Genomic DNA, 15,721 nt, shown 5'->3' with positions numbered 1-15,721 from the left:
ATGTGTTTTTCGTGAAATAAGCATGTACCAAGATGAGTGAGCTAAGTCGAGCGGTGCGGGCTGTTTAAAATAATATTGTCTATTTTTTTAAGAAAAATATCTTTGGCAATTTCACCTTGTTGCTCAATGTTGTAAGCAAAAAAAGGTTTCGCTTCAATTAAGCGATAATGATATGGATTGTAACGCTTAAAACTCAAAAAATACGCGGTTTGCAATACCGCACCACGCAGTAAGACATTGATGTGATGTTGATGCTGTAAAATGTGCGCCATCTCATGAATAAAGATCGCTTGATAGCCACGGTGTGCTTGGCTGTAGTCGGCTAGATAATGCCGATTACGCACATGAATATAGCCACAGGGGGCCATAAAAATGTGCTGTGGCTGCCAAGGCAAATAAGGATGGTTCATGACTTTGACTTGGCTGTAGTCAATCAGATTGCCAAACACAGATTGGCACAACTGTATTTCCATTGCAGTTAGGCTTCGACATCTAAACTGATCTAGTTTGAGCAGTCGCATCAATAAGCTGAGAATGAATAAATGCAGTTGTAGCATGGAAATGAGTCGTAAGTGGCAGACATCAAAAATATAGCCTAAATCCGCAATGATCTAAATTTTATTTTACGTTTTGGTTGTGGTTTAGGACAAACCAAACAGAAATGAGTTTGGTGAGCTAAATAAAAGCAATAAAAAAACCACCCGAAGGTGGTTTTTTTGTCGTGTCGTTTTACACGCTACAACGCAGACCGAATTAACGGTTGATGTCGCGTTGAGTGTGGCCAGTGTAAAGCTGACGAGGACGACCGATTTTGTAAGGACCGCTGTGCATTTCTAACCAGTGGCTGATCCAACCAACTGTACGTGCAAGTGCGAAAATTACAGTAAACATTTCTGTTGGGATACCAATCGCTTTAAGGATGATACCTGAGTAGAAGTCTACGTTAGGGTATAAGTTACGCTTGATGAAGTATTCATCAGATAACGCAATACGCTCAAGTTCCATTGCAAGAGCGAGTTGTGGATCGTTGATACCTAAGTCGTTAAGTACTTCGTCACAAGTTTGCTTCATTACAGTTGCACGTGGGTCATGGTTTTTATAAACGCGGTGACCAAAGCCCATAAGCTTCACTTCTTTAGTCTTCACTTTTTCCATGAACTCAGCAACGTGTTCTACAGAGCCGATTTCATCAAGCATCTTAAGAACAGCTTCGTTCGCACCACCGTGAGCAGGACCCCAAAGTGCAGAAATACCTGCAGAGATACATGCGTATGGGTTAGCGCCAGTAGAACCAGCTAAACGTACAGTTGAAGTAGACGCGTTTTGTTCGTGGTCAGCGTGAAGCGTGAAAATACGATCCATTGCGCGAGCGTGAACAGGGTTTACTTTGTAATCACGGTCTGCTGGTGTAGCAAACATCATGTACAAGAAGTTTTCTGCGTAGCTTAAGTCGTTACGTGGGTAAACAAATGGTTGACCAACAGTGTACTTGTAGCTCCAAGCCGCTAAAGTAGGAATCTTCGCGATTAAACGAATCGCTGTGATTTCACGGTGGTTAACATCTTCGATGTCTAAGTTGTTGTGATAGAACGCAGATAACGCACCAACAACACCTACCATGATTGCCATAGGGTGAGCGTCACGACGGAAACCGTTATAGAAACGTTTTACTTGGTCGTGAACCATAGTGTGGTTACGAACTTTAGCGTCAAAATCAGCTTTTTGTTCTGCAGTTGGAAGCTCGCCATTTAATAATAAGTAGCAAGTTTCTAAGTAGTCAGCTTTAGTCGCTAATTGGTCAATTGGGTAACCACGGTGTAAAAGAATACCTTTGTTACCATCAATGAACGTAATTTTAGACTCGCAAGACGCTGTTGCCATAAAACCAGGATCAAAAGTAAAGTGACCTGCCGCCAACACATCCTTAACGTCAATTACATCTGGGCCTAATGTGCCGCTGTAAATTGGTAATTCAATTTCTTTTCCATCAAGCTGTAATACGGCTTTTTTGCCAGTTGCTTCAGACATTCAATAGATCTCCTGTCCTGGTGAATGTTGATCTGACTCGAAGTATCAATCTTTTAATGCGCAAGTCAGACGGATTAAAAATTAGCTCTAAGATTAGAGAGTACTGAAATTTTGTCAATTATACTTATGGATTAAGCAGACGACTGTTTATAGAAAAAGTCGAAAAAATTCCAGTAAAAAAATCAATAAAATCACAGCACAGCCGCCGTATCATAAGTCAAAATTTGTCGGATGTGCAGAAAAAAATCATCAATACGGATTAATTGTAAGCAATTTTAAATGCTGGTTTTGGTGTGCTATTTCTTTGGCAGGATTCAGTCCAATACTTAAATTTATCTAATTCTCATAACTTACACGTTTTTATATACACGGTAGGGTAGTCAGATTAGTTGGAATAGGCAGTGAGTCTGGTATTTAAATTCGATATTGATTGATCAAAAAATGACTGATTAAACTCCTGAAAATAGCCATAACCCATCATATTTTGATTAAGAAATGACGAAATCTTTGTGAATAAAGCGCGGTTATTTATCCATACAGATACAAAAAATACTGGATAAGTCATTCATTCGCATGATGATTATCATTTTTAATATTTATTTAGGTGTGGTGTTTAAAGTAAATATAAGTTGTATAAATAGATTGAGGTATGTGCCGACATTAAAGTTTAATCCATGATCAGGTGTACCTTGACCAAAGCAAAGTGATGGGCTGTCTGGATCTAAGAGTCTTGTGTTGTGGTTGTAAATTGCTGCAAACAGTGGAGTACACACATATATAGTGCTGCTACTTATATATAAGTATGTGAAAACCCGAAGAACATCTGAAAAACAAAGTACAAATTTATCTTTAGTCTAAATATTCTAAAGCCACTGATTGTGTCATCAAGAGTTTTCACTTTAATAATTTATTTAAAAACATAGATTTATGTTTGATTGTGTGGTTGTGGATGGTAATTGGTTTGTCTTTATACTTGTTAATGATTCTTATTTAAGGGTTTTTTAGCCAAAAAGCCGAGTAGAGTTGTTTGTATTTTAACAGTTGACGTTTTATAATTCAGTGTCGTTTTAAGGTTAGGCATGAATTTGCCTAACAATGCCAGCTTTCCTTCGAATTTATTCCAACAAACTCCGGATGGAGTTTTTACTTACAGGATGCCCGCTGTGAAAAGCAACAGACCTGTCAATTTGTCCATGGGTCAAGTTTTAGAAGTAAACTTAAAATCGCCCGTGGCTATTGCATCAATTCTACACCGTCTTTCTGGTGTCATCGTATTTTTACTCGTACCGGTACTTTTATGGTTGTTAGACAAGTCATTGTCTTCACCTGAAGGTTTTGCTCAAGTTCAAGAAATTTTTAACGGTTTCTTTGTACGCTTTATCGTATGGGTATTTGTAGCCGGCTTAATTTATCACTTCATTGCTGGTATTAAGCACTTACTTGCTGACCTTGGTTTTGCAGAAGAACTGCAAAGCGGTCGCATTGCAGCTACTATTTCATTGATCTTGTCTGCAATTGGTATCGTTGCAGCATTTGTATGGATTGTAATCTAATGAAAAGTGCTACAGGTTTAACGGGTTCAGGTTCTCGCGATTGGTATATCCAACGTGTTAGTGCTGTAGTTCTTGCTGTTTATACCGTTGTGGTATTTGGTTGGATTCTTCTTAACGGTGGATTCAACTTTGAACAGTGGTACGGCTTTATGATGACATTACCAATGAAGATTATGTCTTTATTGGCAGTCTTATCTCTTGTTGCACACGCTTGGATTGGCATGTGGCAAGTATTCACTGACTATGTGACTACTCGTCAAATGGGTCCTTCAGCTTCAGGTTTACGCCTAGTGCTGACTTCAGCAGTGATTATTGCTGTTTTTGCATACGCAATCTGGGCTATCCAGATTTTCTGGGCGAATTGATAGGAAAATATCATGGGCGCGATTAACCCTAAAGAAGATTATACAAATATTCCACACCAATTTTTTGACGCAGTCATCGTTGGTGGTGGTGGTTCAGGTATGCGTGCATCTTACCAGCTTGCTCAAGCGGGTTTGAAAGTTGCGGTACTGACCAAAGTATTCCCAACACGTTCGCACACTGTTGCGGCGCAAGGTGGTATTGGTGCATCTCTTGGTAACATGCAAGAAGATAACTGGCACTACCACTTTTATGACACAGTAAAAGGTTCTGACTGGTTAGGCGACCAAGACGCGATCGAGTTCATGACGCGTGAAGCGCCACAAGTGGTTTATGAATTAGAACACTTGGGTATGCCATTTGACCGTAACGCAGACGGTACAATTTACCAACGTCCATTCGGTGGTCACTCTGCAAACTACGGTGAAAAAGCAGTTCCACGTGCATGTGCTGCAGCTGACCGTACAGGTCACGCACTTCTTCACACGCTTTATCAAAGCAACGTGAAAATGGGTACTCAATTCTTCGTAGAATGGATTGCTCTTGATTTGATCCGTAACGAAGCTGGCGATGTACTAGGTGTGACTGCAATTGACCAAGAAACAGGTAAAATCGCAGTATTCCAAGCGAAAGCGACATTGTTTGCTACAGGTGGTGCAGGTCGTGTGTACCGTGCATCTACAAACGCATATATCAATACTGGTGACGGTCTTGGTATGGCTGCGCGTGCAGGTATTCCATTACAAGATATGGAATTCTGGCAGTTCCACCCAACAGGTGTTGCGGGCGCGGGCGTATTGTTAACGGAAGGCTGTCGTGGTGAGGGTGGTATCCTTCGTAACGATTCAGGCGAACCGTTCATGGAGCGTTATGCACCAACTTTGAAAGACTTGGCGCCACGTGACTTCGTATCACGTTCTATGGACCAAGAAATTAAAGAAGGTCGTGGTTGTGGTCCAAACAAAGACTACATCTTGCTTGATATGACGCACTTAGGTGCAGACACAATCATGAAGCGTCTTCCATCTGTATTTGAGATTGGTAAGAAATTCGCGAACGTTGACTGTACTAAAGAGCCAATTCCTGTTGTGCCTACAATCCATTACCAAATGGGTGGTATTCCAACCAATATTCATGGTCAAGTGGTTGTTCCAGAAAGCCGTGAAACTCAAGAGTTGGTTGCGAACTACAACGCAGAAACTGATACATATACAACCAACGCGGGTGACCGTGACTTTGCTAAACCAGTAAAAGGTTTCTATGCAATTGGTGAGTGTTCATGTGTATCTGTACACGGTGCAAACCGTTTAGGTACAAACTCATTGCTTGACTTGGTTGTATTTGGTAAGGCTGCTGGTCAACACATCATTGAGTATGTGACTAAGCAACATGATGGTGAGTACGAACCACTTCCAACAACTGTACTTGAAAATACTGTGAACCGTATTCGTAAACTTGACGAATCGACTTCAGGTGAAAACGCTCAAGAAGTTGCTGATGCAATTCGTAACATCGTTCAAGACCACGCAGGTGTATTCCGTACTTCAGCATTGCTTGATGAAGGTGTGAAACAAATTCTTGCGCTTGAGCCACGTGTTCGCAACATTCATTTGAAAGACAAATCTAAAGTATTCAACACTGCACGTGTAGAAGCATTAGAAGTTGAAAACTTGTATGAAGTTGCTAAAGCGACACTAATCTCAGCTGCTGCACGTAAAGAATGTCGTGGTGCGCATACGGTTGTAGACTTTGAGTTACCACCAGATCACCCAACTTATTCTTATGGTCGTCGTGATGATGAGTGGATGAAGCATACTTTATGGTTCTCTACAGATAACCGTCTTGAGTACAAACCAGTACGTTACAAGCCGCTTACTGTAGCTGCTATTCCACCTAAACCACGTACATTCTAATTGGGAGAAGTAAGATGAGTAGAGGTACTCGTACATTTAATATCTACCGCTACGATCCTGATAAGGATAAAGCACCGTACATGCAAACTTTTAAGCTTGAATTGACTGATAAGCACCGTATGTTGCTTGATGCACTTCTTGAATTGAAAGTACAAGACGAATCTTTGACATTCCGTCGTTCATGTCGTGAAGGTATTTGTGGTTCTGATGGTGTAAACATCAATGGTAAAAACGGTTTAGCGTGTCTTTGGAACCTAAACGATTTACCAGAAGTGATCACAATTCGTCCACTTCCGGGTCTTCCTGTAATTAAAGACTTGGTTGTAGACATGAATCAGTTCTACGATCAGTATAACAAGATTCATCCGTTCTTGATCAACAACCAACCTGCGCCACCAAAAGAGCGTTTACAATCTCAAGAAGAGCGTGAACATCTTGATGGTTTGTATGAATGTATTCTTTGTGCATGTTGTTCAACTTCATGCCCATCATTCTGGTGGAACCCAGACAAGTTCTTGGGTCCTTCAGCGTTGTTGAATGCATACCGTTTCATTATTGATTCGCGTGATACAGCAACTCAAGAGCGTTTGGCTCGTCTTGACGACCCATTCTCTTTGTTCCGTTGTAAAGGTATTATGAACTGTGTATCTGTATGTCCTAAAGGCTTGAACCCAACTAAAGCAATCGGTCACATCCGTAACATGCTTTTAGATATGGCTGGCTAATAGACTGCGTGATCAGTTGAGAAAAGCACACCTAGGTGTGCTTTTTTTTTGTGCCAAAATTACGATAAAAGTCGTGTGATAAGTTGCTTGTTTTTGATGAGTACGTAAATGAAAAATGTTGCATGCAAAGAAGTGATTAAAAAGTGAGTATTTGATATTTTTTAGGTATAACTGTTGGATAAATAGACAAAAACAGCATTTAGCCGACTAAAGTTGCACACAATTGTAATCCAGTGCTGCTATTTTGTTGTAAAGCATGGGCAAATGCCAAGTTTAGCTGCAATATTTATTTTTAGATGTTATCATGTAACGTGTAAGTGAGAGGGCAGATTGAGAGATGTGCTCTCTTTTATTTTATCTGAAATAGCGGTGTTGGACTTTGGTCTAAATTGCATCTGTTTTTTAAATAAAGCACCATATGTTAGATGAAAATAGAATCAGTGTATTTCGCCAATTTATATGAGGTATGTGTCAAAAAAATCAATTGCATTTCTGAGATCATGTTACGATTAACAAATGACTATATCTGAAAAATGTTGAATTTTTATACATTTTATCAACATTTTAAGTGCAAATGATGTGTTATTAAATCAGGACTATTGCAGAAAAGTCGTATTAGAAAAGCTAAGACTGAGCACTTATTTTTTCTAAAACGATTTTGCAAAAAATTGCTCGGCTTGGGTCGAGTATATAAATGAGTGATGATGCCAATGAGGGCGTTATGATTCATAAATGACATTGGGTTTTCCTAATGTAGTGATAACGCCTCATGACATATGTCAACTGGGGACTAATGTCATGTTACCAATTTGACATTATCAATCATGGGTTTTGCTTAAAAAGCATCCTGGAAAATGTTTTTGCAATAGGAAATGGGTCCACAAATGCAAGAAGTTGCTGACGCACTGCGTCTTGACACTGAACTTTCCGCTGATAGTGCAGCGTATATTGAAGAACTTTACGAGCATTATTTGACGTCACCGGAATCAGTCGGTGCTGATTGGCGCGAATATTTCGATAAATTCCCGAAGGGTGATCAACCACACAGTAATGTACGTGAGCAATTCCTTTTATTAGGTCGTAATTCAAATCGCGTTCAAGCCATTGTTCAAGGGTCAGTGAGTTCTGAACATGAACAACGTCAAATTGGCGTGTTGCAACTGATTGCTGCTTACCGTAACCGTGGTCACCAAAAAGCAAAATTAGATCCACTAGGTTTGGCAAAACGTGAAGACGTGCCAGATCTTGATCTTGCTGCACATGGTTTAACCAAGTCTGATTTAGATACTGTTTTCCATACAGGTAATTTGGAAATTGGTAAGTCTGAAGCAACACTAGGCGAAATGGTTGATGCCATGCAGGCGATCTACTGCGGTTCAATTGGTGCAGAATACATGCACATTGTTGATACCAAAGAAAGACGCTGGATTCAACAACGCTTAGAAAGCGCACGTGGTAAGTTCACATTTACTGCAGATCAAAAGAAACACGTTCTTGAGCGCTTAACAGCAGCTGAGGGTCTAGAAAAATATCTAGGTAATAAATACGTTGGTGCGAAACGCTTTGGTGTAGAAGGCGGTGAATCATTTATCCCTATGGTGAATGAAATCATTCAACGTGCGGGTGCTGTTGGCTGTAAAGAAGTCGTGATTGGCATGCCACACCGTGGTCGTTTGAACCTGCTTGTGAACATCATGGGTAAAAACCCTGCAGACCTATTTGGTGAGTTCGAAGGTAAGAGCTTGCATAAAAAAGGTTCTGGCGACGTAAAATATCACCAAGGTTTCTCATCTAACGTGATGACTCCGGGTGGTGAAGTGCACTTGGCACTTGCGTTTAACCCATCGCACTTAGAAATTGTTGGACCTGTGGTTGAAGGTTCTGTACGTGCGCGCCAAGTACGTCGTAAAGACATTGGTGGTGATGACGTATTGCCATTAATCGTACATGGTGACGCAGCATTTGCAGGTCAGGGTGTGAACCAAGAAACCTTCCAAATGTCACAAACTCGCGGTTATACCGTAGGTGGTACAGTTCACATTGTGATTAACAACCAAGTTGGTTTCACAACTTCTGACCCACGTGACGCACGTTCTACAGAATACTGTACTGACATTGCAAAAATGATTCAGGCGCCAATTTTCCACGTGAATGGCGATGACCCTGAAGCTGTGATTTTTGTATCTCAATTGGCGCACGATTTCCGTCATACGTTCCGTAAAGACGTCGTGATTGATTTGTTCTGCTACCGTCGTCGTGGTCACAACGAAGCTGACGAGCCAGCAGCAACTCAGCCAATGATGTATCAAGTGATCAACAAAAAGACCACAACACGTACTTTATATGCTGACCAATTGGTGCAAGAAGGTGTGTTGGATCGTGCTGCGGCAGATCAAATGGTTGAAGACTACCGTTCTGATTTAGAAGCGGGTAATCACGTTGCGAATGCGTTGGTACTTGAGCCAAATACCAAAATGTTTGTAGATTGGTCTCCGTACTTAGGTCACGATTATACAGACGTTTGGGATACAACTTTCCCTATCGAGCGTTTGAAAGAACTTGGTCAAACCATGCGTAAACTTCCAGAAGGTTTCGTGATGCAGCGCCAAGTTGCCAAAGTGATTGACGATCGCTTGAAAATGCAAACAGGTGAAATGCCACTAAACTGGGGTGCAGCTGAAACTTTAGCTTACGCATCTTTGTTGGATGAGGGTTACCTTGTTCGTTTGACTGGTGAAGACGTTGGTCGTGGTACTTTCTCGCACCGTCATGCAAAACTGCATAACCAAGTCGATGGTAAAACTTATATTCCACTTTGCCACATCAAAGAGAACCAACCACGCGTTGCAATCTACGACTCATTATTGTCTGAAATGGCAGTATTGGCATTTGAATATGGTTATGCGACGACCCTTCCAAAGAGCTTGATTATTTGGGAAGCACAATTCGGTGACTTTGCCAACTGTGCTCAAGTGGTAATCGACCAGTTCATTTCATCTGGCGAAACCAAGTGGGAGCGTGTGTGTGGTTTAACGATGCTTCTTCCACACGGTTTTGAAGGTCAAGGTCCTGAGCACTCATCTGCACGTTTAGAGCGTTTCTTACAGCTTTGTGCGGAAGAAAACATGCAAGTGATGACACCAACAACACCTGCACAGATTTTCCACGCTTTACGTCGTCAGGCGATTCGTCCAATCCGTAAGCCAATGATCATCATGTCGCCGAAGTCTTTACTTCGTCACAAGTTAGCAGTGTCTAACCTTGATGAGCTTGCAACTGGTACATTCCAGACTGTGATTGATGAAATTGACAACATCAACAAATCAGACGTGACGCGTTTGGTATTGTGTGGTGGTAAAGTGTATTACGACTTGCTTGAAAAGCGTCGTGAATTAGAATTGAACAATACTGCAATTGTTCGTATTGAACAGTTGTACCCATATCCAGAACAACGTCTTGCTGAAGTTCTTGCTTCTTATCCAAACGTAAAAGAATTAGTTTGGACTCAAGAAGAGCCGAAGAACCAAGGTGCTTGGTTATTCATCGCGCCACGTTTATATGATGACGTAATGAAAACTGGTAAACAGATTCGCATTAGTTATGCGGGTCGTGAAGCATCTGCAGCACCAGCGTGTGGTTCACCATATTTGCATGCAAAACAACAAGCTCAGCTCATCAATGACGCGCTTGCGATCGTAGCTGAATAACAGGAGATTCGAAGTAATGGCAACCGAAATTAAAGCACCGGTATTTCCAGAGTCAGTTGCAGACGGTACGATTGCAACTTGGCACAAACAACCAGGTGAAGCAGTTTCACGTGATGAAGTGATCTGTGATATTGAAACCGATAAAGTTGTTTTGGAAGTAGTCGCTCCTGCTGATGGCACAATCTCTGCAATCATCAAAAACGAAGGCGATACAGTTCTTTCTGACGAAGTAATTGCTCAATTTGAAGCGGGTGCTGTTTCTGGCGCTGCTCAAACTCAAGCAGTTCAGTCTGAAGCACAAGTAGAGCAAGCTGCGGCGAAAACTGAAGCAGGCGCTGCGCCAGTTGTTGAGCGTGCACAACCAGTTGCTGACCAAGCACCAGCAGTACGTAAAGCGTTGACTGAAACAGGTATCAATGCTGCAGACGTTTCTGGTACAGGGCGTGGTGGTCGTATCACTAAAGAAGATGTTGCAAATCATCAAGCTAAACCTGCTGCTGCAGCTGCGCCATTAAGCGTTGCGGTAGGTGAGCGTATCGAGAAACGTGTTCCTATGACACGTTTACGTAAGCGTGTTGCAGAGCGTTTACTTGCAGCGACTCAAGAAACTGCAATGTTAACAACATTCAACGAAGTGAACATGAAGCCAATCATGGAAATGCGTGCACAATACAAAGACGCATTTGAAAAACGTCATGGTGCACGTTTAGGCTTTATGTCTTTCTTCGTGAAAGCTGCAACTGAAGCATTGAAACGTTACCCAGCAGTAAACGCTTCTATTGATGGCGAAGACATCGTATATCACGGTTACTACGACATCGGTGTAGCGGTTTCTTCTGACCGTGGTTTAGTGGTTCCTGTATTACGTGATACAGACCGCATGAACTACGCTGAAGTAGAAAACGGTATTCGTGACTATGCTTATAAAGCACGTGACGGTAAGCTAGGTATTGAAGATATGACTGGCGGTACATTCACCATTACTAACGGTGGTACTTTCGGTTCATTGTTATCTACACCAATTCTAAACACGCCACAAACTGCAATTTTGGGCATGCACAAAATCCAAGAGCGTCCTATGGCGGTAAATGGTCAAGTTGAAATCTTGCCAATGATGTACTTAGCGCTTTCTTATGACCACCGTTTAATTGATGGTAAAGAAGCTGTAGGTTTCCTTGTAACAATCAAAGAATTGTTAGAAGAGCCAGCTAAACTCATCCTTGACCTTTAATTCTAAAGAATAAATCAGTGGGCTTGGAGCGATCCTCTAAGCCCATTTTTGGAGATAAAAATGTCTCAACAATTTGATCTTGTTGTTATTGGCGGTGGCCCAGGTGGTTATGAAGCGGCAATTCGTGCGGCTCAACTTGGCTTTAAAGTTGCGTGTATCGAAAAACGTATTCACAAAGGTAAACCATCTTTGGGTGGTACATGCTTAAACGTGGGTTGTATCCCATCTAAAGCATTACTCGATTCTTCACATCGTTATGAAGATACGGTTCATCACTTGGCTGATCATGGTATCACTACAGGTGAAGTACAGTTTGACCTTGCGAAGCTATTAGCACGTAAAGACAAAATCGTTGACCAGTTAACTGGCGGTATTGATCAGTTATTAAAAGGTAACGGTGTTGAGTGGTTAAAAGGTACGGGTAAATTGCTTGCAGGTAAAAAAGTTGAGTTCGTTTCTCATGAAGGCGAAACTCAAGTTTTAGAGCCTAAGTATGTGATTCTTGCGACTGGTTCAGTTCCTGTAAATATTCCTGTTGCTCCTGTAGATCAAGACATTATTGTTGATTCTACTGGTGCATTAGAATTCCCAGAAGTGCCTAAGCGTTTAGGTGTGATTGGTGCAGGCGTAATTGGTCTTGAACTTGGTTCAGTATGGCGTCGTCTAGGTGCAGAAGTTGTTGTATTTGAAGCAATGGATGCATTCTTACCAATGGCTGACAAAGCTTTGGCAAAAGACTACCAAAAACTATTGACCAAGCAAGGTATGGATATCCGTATTGGTGCGAAAGTTTCAGGTACTGAAGTTAATGGTCGTGAAGTGACTGTTAAATATACCCAAGGCGGCGAAGACAAAGAACAAACTTTCGATAAATTGATCGTTTGTGTAGGTCGTCGTGCTTATGCTGAAGGTTTATTGGCAGATGACTGCGGTATTAAACTGACTGAACGTGGTTTGGTTGAAGTAAACGATTGGTGTGCAACTTCTGTTGAAGGTGTATATGCAATTGGTGACTTGGTACGTGGTCCAATGCTTGCACACAAAGCAATGGAAGAAGGCGTAATGGCAGTTGAGCGTATTCACGGTCATGCTGCACAAGTCAACTACGACACAATCATTTCAGTAATCTACACACACCCTGAAGCGGCGTGGGTTGGTTTAACTGAAGAGCAAGCGAAAGAAAAAGGCCACGAAGTGAAAACTGGTCAATTCGGTTTCGCGGTAAATGGTCGTGCTTTAGCTGCAGGCGAAGGTGCTGGTTTCGTGAAGTTTGTTGCAGATGCAAAAACAGATCGTTTATTGGGTATGCACGTGATTGGCCCTGCTGCGTCTGACATCGTTCACCAAGGTATGATTGCACTTGAGTTTGTATCTTCAGTTGAAGATTTACAATTAATGACATTTGGTCACCCAACCTTCTCTGAAGTGGTGCATGAAGCCGCTTTAGCTGTAGATGGGCGTGCGATTCACGCGATTCAGCGTAAACGCAAATAAAACTAAAAAGAGCGGCTTAGGCCGCTCTTTTTGCATTTGATGGTTGTATTTATGGGAATAATCATCTAAAAGTAAAGAGCATAGGAAAAACACCACACAAGGAAAGCAATATTAAAACTTCGGTTTGATATTAGTGGTGATAACTGAATAAAAGAAGTAGTAAAAGGTTAGTCAATGAATCTACATGAGTATCAAGCAAAAGCGCTATTAAAAAAATATGGTATGCCAGTACAAGAAGGCATTTTGGCAACTACAGCCGTAGAAGCAGTGCAAGCTTTCGAGCAACTGGGCGGTAAATTTGCGGTGATGAAAGCTCAGGTGCATGCAGGTGGTCGCGGTAAAGCGGGCGGCGTGAAGGTCGTAAAATCTGCACAAGAAGCAGCAGACTATGCCAACCAAATTCTTGGAACACGTTTGGTCACCTATCAAACCGACGCCTATGGTCAGCCTGTAAATAGTATTTTAGTGGCTGAAGATGTTTATCCTGTAGAGCGTGAACTGTATTTGGGTGCAGTGGTAGATCGTTCTAGCCGTCGCGTCACTTTTATGGCATCTACCGAAGGTGGTGTTGAAATTGAGAAAGTGGCTGAAGAAACCCCAGAAAAAATTATTAAAGTAGAAGTTGATCCTTTGGTGGGTTTATTGCCATTTCAGGCACGTGAAGTGGCTTTTGCATTAAAACTCAAAGACAGTCAAATCACGCAGTTTGTGAAGATTATGACAGCGGCTTATCAGGCATTTATCGACAATGATTTTGCCTTATTTGAAATTAACCCATTGTCTGTACGTGAAAATGGCGAAATTTTATGTGTGGATGCCAAAGTTGGTATTGATTCCAATGCGTTGTATCGTTTGCCTGAAGTCTTAGCACTGCGCGATAAAACACAAGAAAATGAACGTGAATTGCGTGCATCAGAATTTGACCTGAACTATGTTGCCTTAGAAGGTAATATTGGTTGTATGGTGAATGGTGCAGGTTTGGCGATGGCGACCATGGATATTATTAAACTCTATGGCGGTCAGCCTGCGAACTTCTTGGATGTAGGTGGTGGTGCAACCAAAGAACGTGTGATTGAAGCCTTTAAAATTATTTTGGTAGATCACTCGGTTAAGGGCGTATTGATTAATATTTTTGGTGGAATTGTACGTTGTGACATGATTGCAGAAGCAATTATTGCAGCGGTTCAGGAAGTAAATGTGACAGTACCTGTAGTGGTTCGCCTAGAAGGGAACAACTCGGAACTTGGTGCAAAATTACTGGATGAATCAGGATTAAAACTTATTTCTGCTAATGGCTTATCTGATGCCGCAGAAAAAATTGTTGCTGCAGTGAAAGCTTAAGGAGAATCAGGATGAGCGTATTAATTAATAAAGACACCAAAGTATTGGTACAAGGTTTCACTGGTAAAAATGGTACTTTTCACTCAGCACAAGCACTTGATTATGGAACCAAAGTGGTGGGTGGGGTAACGCCAGGAAAAGGTGGTCAAACTCACTTGGAATTACCCGTATTTAACACCATGAAAGAAGCCGTACGTGAAACAGGCGCAGATGCATCGGTGATTTATGTACCTGCACCGTTTGTTTTAGATTCGATTGTAGAAGCAGTCGATTCAGGCGTGGATTTGATTGTGGTGATTACGGAAGGTGTGCCAACCATCGACATGCTCAAAGCCAAACGTTATTTAGAAACCAATGGCAATGGTACACGTTTAGTGGGTCCAAACTGCCCAGGTGTGATTACACCAGGCGAATGTAAAATTGGCATCATGCCAGGGCATATTCATCAACCAGGACGAATTGGCATTATTTCACGTTCAGGTACTTTGACCTATGAAGCTGTGGCACAAACCACCAAATTAGGCTTAGGGCAATCGACCTGTATCGGGATTGGTGGTGACCCAATTCCAGGTATGAACCAAATTGATGCTTTAAAATTGTTCCAAGACGACCCAGACACCGATGCGATTATTATGATTGGTGAAATTGGTGGTACGGCAGAAGAAGAAGCTGCGGAATATATCCAGTCGAATGTTAGCAAACCTGTGGTGGGTTATATTGCAGGAGTGACAGCACCTAAAGGTAAGCGTATGGGACATGCGGGTGCAATTATTTCAGGCGGTAAAGGCACTGCGGAAGAAAAATTTGCAGCCTTTGAGCGTGCTGGAATTGCTTATACGCGTAGCCCTGCAGAACTGGGTTCTACCATGTGGCAAGTATTAAAAGATCAAGGTATGCTTAAATAAGTCAAATTTTGAAGAGCTTGATTTTATTCTGCGCTCAATCCCCAATATTGGGGATTTTCTTATGCTGAAAAATTAGCCATACTTAAAAGATAAAGTATTTGTTATGAGTTAATTTGGTATTGCTTTGTTGCATAAATATGTAAGCATCTGATTTAAATAAATTTAATTTTGTATCAAAAAATAATCAAAACTTTTAAATCATATAGTTATGAAATCTTTGTGCGACAAAGCCGTTCAAGTAGTTTTTGCATCTAGGGAAATGATTTTTTATTGTTGAACAAGCTGTATAAACAGCTGATTCAAATAAAAAAAATACGCAATGATTGGGGTGATCATTGCGTATGAAAACGAATCTGCTTTCACAGCTTCGATAACGGAGAAATGTTATGAAATTAGGATTACTCCTAAAGCATGTAAGTATACTAAACTGAGAAGAAATACTAATCCGCAGTATTCAGGTT

The 15,721-nt window shown here is 41.4% G+C and carries 11 protein-coding genes; 9 read left to right on the top strand and 2 right to left on the bottom strand.

The genetic code is table 11. The features are described 5' to 3' along the window. Nucleotides 1-41: 41 nt before the first annotated feature. Together FTT71_RS02355 and gltA are read right to left on the bottom strand one after the other, a co-directional pair. Nucleotides 42-557 carry a hypothetical protein gene (locus tag FTT71_RS02355; RefSeq protein ID WP_004972203.1) on the bottom strand — a complete coding sequence of 172 codons (516 nt, stop codon included), beginning with the start codon at nt 555-557 and terminating at the stop codon, nt 42-44. A gap of 196 nt (nt 558-753) precedes the next feature. Continuing rightward, nucleotides 754-2,028, bottom strand: coding sequence for a citrate synthase (gene gltA / locus FTT71_RS02350; RefSeq protein ID WP_004972202.1), 1,275 nt, complete (start codon nt 2,026-2,028; stop codon nt 754-756). Between the two features lie 1,154 nt (nt 2,029-3,182). Between gltA and sdhC the strand changes: the two genes are divergently transcribed. From sdhC to sucD, 9 genes are all read left to right on the top strand, one after another. Further along, nucleotides 3,183-3,581: a succinate dehydrogenase, cytochrome b556 subunit gene (gene sdhC / locus FTT71_RS02345; protein ID WP_143228670.1), complete on the top strand. Its 399-nt coding sequence runs from the start codon at nt 3,183-3,185 to the stop codon at nt 3,579-3,581. Continuing rightward, nucleotides 3,581-3,946 carry a succinate dehydrogenase, hydrophobic membrane anchor protein gene (gene sdhD, locus FTT71_RS02340; RefSeq protein ID WP_096901012.1) on the top strand — a complete coding sequence of 122 codons (366 nt, stop codon included), beginning with the start codon at nt 3,581-3,583 and terminating at the stop codon, nt 3,944-3,946. The genes sdhC and sdhD overlap by 1 nt, the downstream gene beginning before the upstream one ends. 12 nt (nt 3,947-3,958) lie before the next feature. Next, a complete protein-coding gene (locus FTT71_RS02335) occupies nt 3,959-5,857 on the top strand; it encodes an FAD-binding protein (RefSeq protein WP_004972199.1) in 1,899 nt (632 codons plus the stop codon). Between the two features lie 14 nt (nt 5,858-5,871). Then, complete coding sequence (locus FTT71_RS02330) at nt 5,872-6,582, top strand: succinate dehydrogenase iron-sulfur subunit (RefSeq protein ID WP_004972196.1); 711 nt, start codon at nt 5,872-5,874, stop codon at nt 6,580-6,582. Between the two features lie 884 nt (nt 6,583-7,466). Beyond that, nucleotides 7,467-10,289, top strand: coding sequence for a 2-oxoglutarate dehydrogenase E1 component (locus tag FTT71_RS02325; RefSeq protein WP_180160689.1), 2,823 nt, complete (start codon nt 7,467-7,469; stop codon nt 10,287-10,289). Between the two features lie 16 nt (nt 10,290-10,305). Further along, nucleotides 10,306-11,520: a 2-oxoglutarate dehydrogenase complex dihydrolipoyllysine-residue succinyltransferase gene (odhB, locus tag FTT71_RS02320; protein WP_004972191.1), complete on the top strand. Its 1,215-nt coding sequence runs from the start codon at nt 10,306-10,308 to the stop codon at nt 11,518-11,520. A 60-nt stretch (nt 11,521-11,580) separates the two neighbouring features. Beyond that, nucleotides 11,581-13,014, top strand: a complete 1,434-nt coding sequence (gene lpdA, locus FTT71_RS02315; RefSeq protein ID WP_004972188.1) for a dihydrolipoyl dehydrogenase — start codon at nt 11,581-11,583, stop codon at nt 13,012-13,014. Nucleotides 13,015-13,188: 174 nt separating this feature from the next. Then, nucleotides 13,189-14,355 carry an ADP-forming succinate--CoA ligase subunit beta gene (gene sucC, locus FTT71_RS02310; protein ID WP_180160681.1) on the top strand — a complete coding sequence of 389 codons (1,167 nt, stop codon included), beginning with the start codon at nt 13,189-13,191 and terminating at the stop codon, nt 14,353-14,355. 11 nt (nt 14,356-14,366) lie between these two features. Next, nucleotides 14,367-15,260: a succinate--CoA ligase subunit alpha gene (gene sucD, locus FTT71_RS02305; RefSeq protein WP_179994691.1), complete on the top strand. Its 894-nt coding sequence runs from the start codon at nt 14,367-14,369 to the stop codon at nt 15,258-15,260. Nucleotides 15,261-15,721 lie beyond the last annotated feature (461 nt).

The organism is Acinetobacter sp. YH01004 (assembly GCF_013420455.1).
Lineage (GTDB): Bacteria > Pseudomonadota > Gammaproteobacteria > Pseudomonadales > Moraxellaceae > Acinetobacter > Acinetobacter towneri.
Note: the sequence above shows the minus strand (reverse complement) of the source record. Positions and strands in the feature narration are given on the sequence as shown.

Coding starts and splice junctions, on each gene's coding strand:
- sdhC (WP_143228670.1), top strand. CDS start 3,183: ATGCCCGCTGTGAAAAGCAACAGACCTGTCAATTTGTCCATGGGTCAA.
- FTT71_RS02325 (WP_180160689.1), top strand. CDS start 7,467: ATGCAAGAAGTTGCTGACGCACTGCGTCTTGACACTGAACTTTCCGCT.
- gltA (WP_004972202.1), bottom strand. CDS start 2,028: ATGTCTGAAGCAACTGGCAAAAAAGCCGTATTACAGCTTGATGGAAAA.
- sucD (WP_179994691.1), top strand. CDS start 14,367: ATGAGCGTATTAATTAATAAAGACACCAAAGTATTGGTACAAGGTTTC.
- lpdA (WP_004972188.1), top strand. CDS start 11,581: ATGTCTCAACAATTTGATCTTGTTGTTATTGGCGGTGGCCCAGGTGGT.
- sdhD (WP_096901012.1), top strand. CDS start 3,581: ATGAAAAGTGCTACAGGTTTAACGGGTTCAGGTTCTCGCGATTGGTAT.
- odhB (WP_004972191.1), top strand. CDS start 10,306: ATGGCAACCGAAATTAAAGCACCGGTATTTCCAGAGTCAGTTGCAGAC.
- sucC (WP_180160681.1), top strand. CDS start 13,189: ATGAATCTACATGAGTATCAAGCAAAAGCGCTATTAAAAAAATATGGT.
- FTT71_RS02330 (WP_004972196.1), top strand. CDS start 5,872: ATGAGTAGAGGTACTCGTACATTTAATATCTACCGCTACGATCCTGAT.
- FTT71_RS02335 (WP_004972199.1), top strand. CDS start 3,959: ATGGGCGCGATTAACCCTAAAGAAGATTATACAAATATTCCACACCAA.
- FTT71_RS02355 (WP_004972203.1), bottom strand. CDS start 557: ATGCTACAACTGCATTTATTCATTCTCAGCTTATTGATGCGACTGCTC.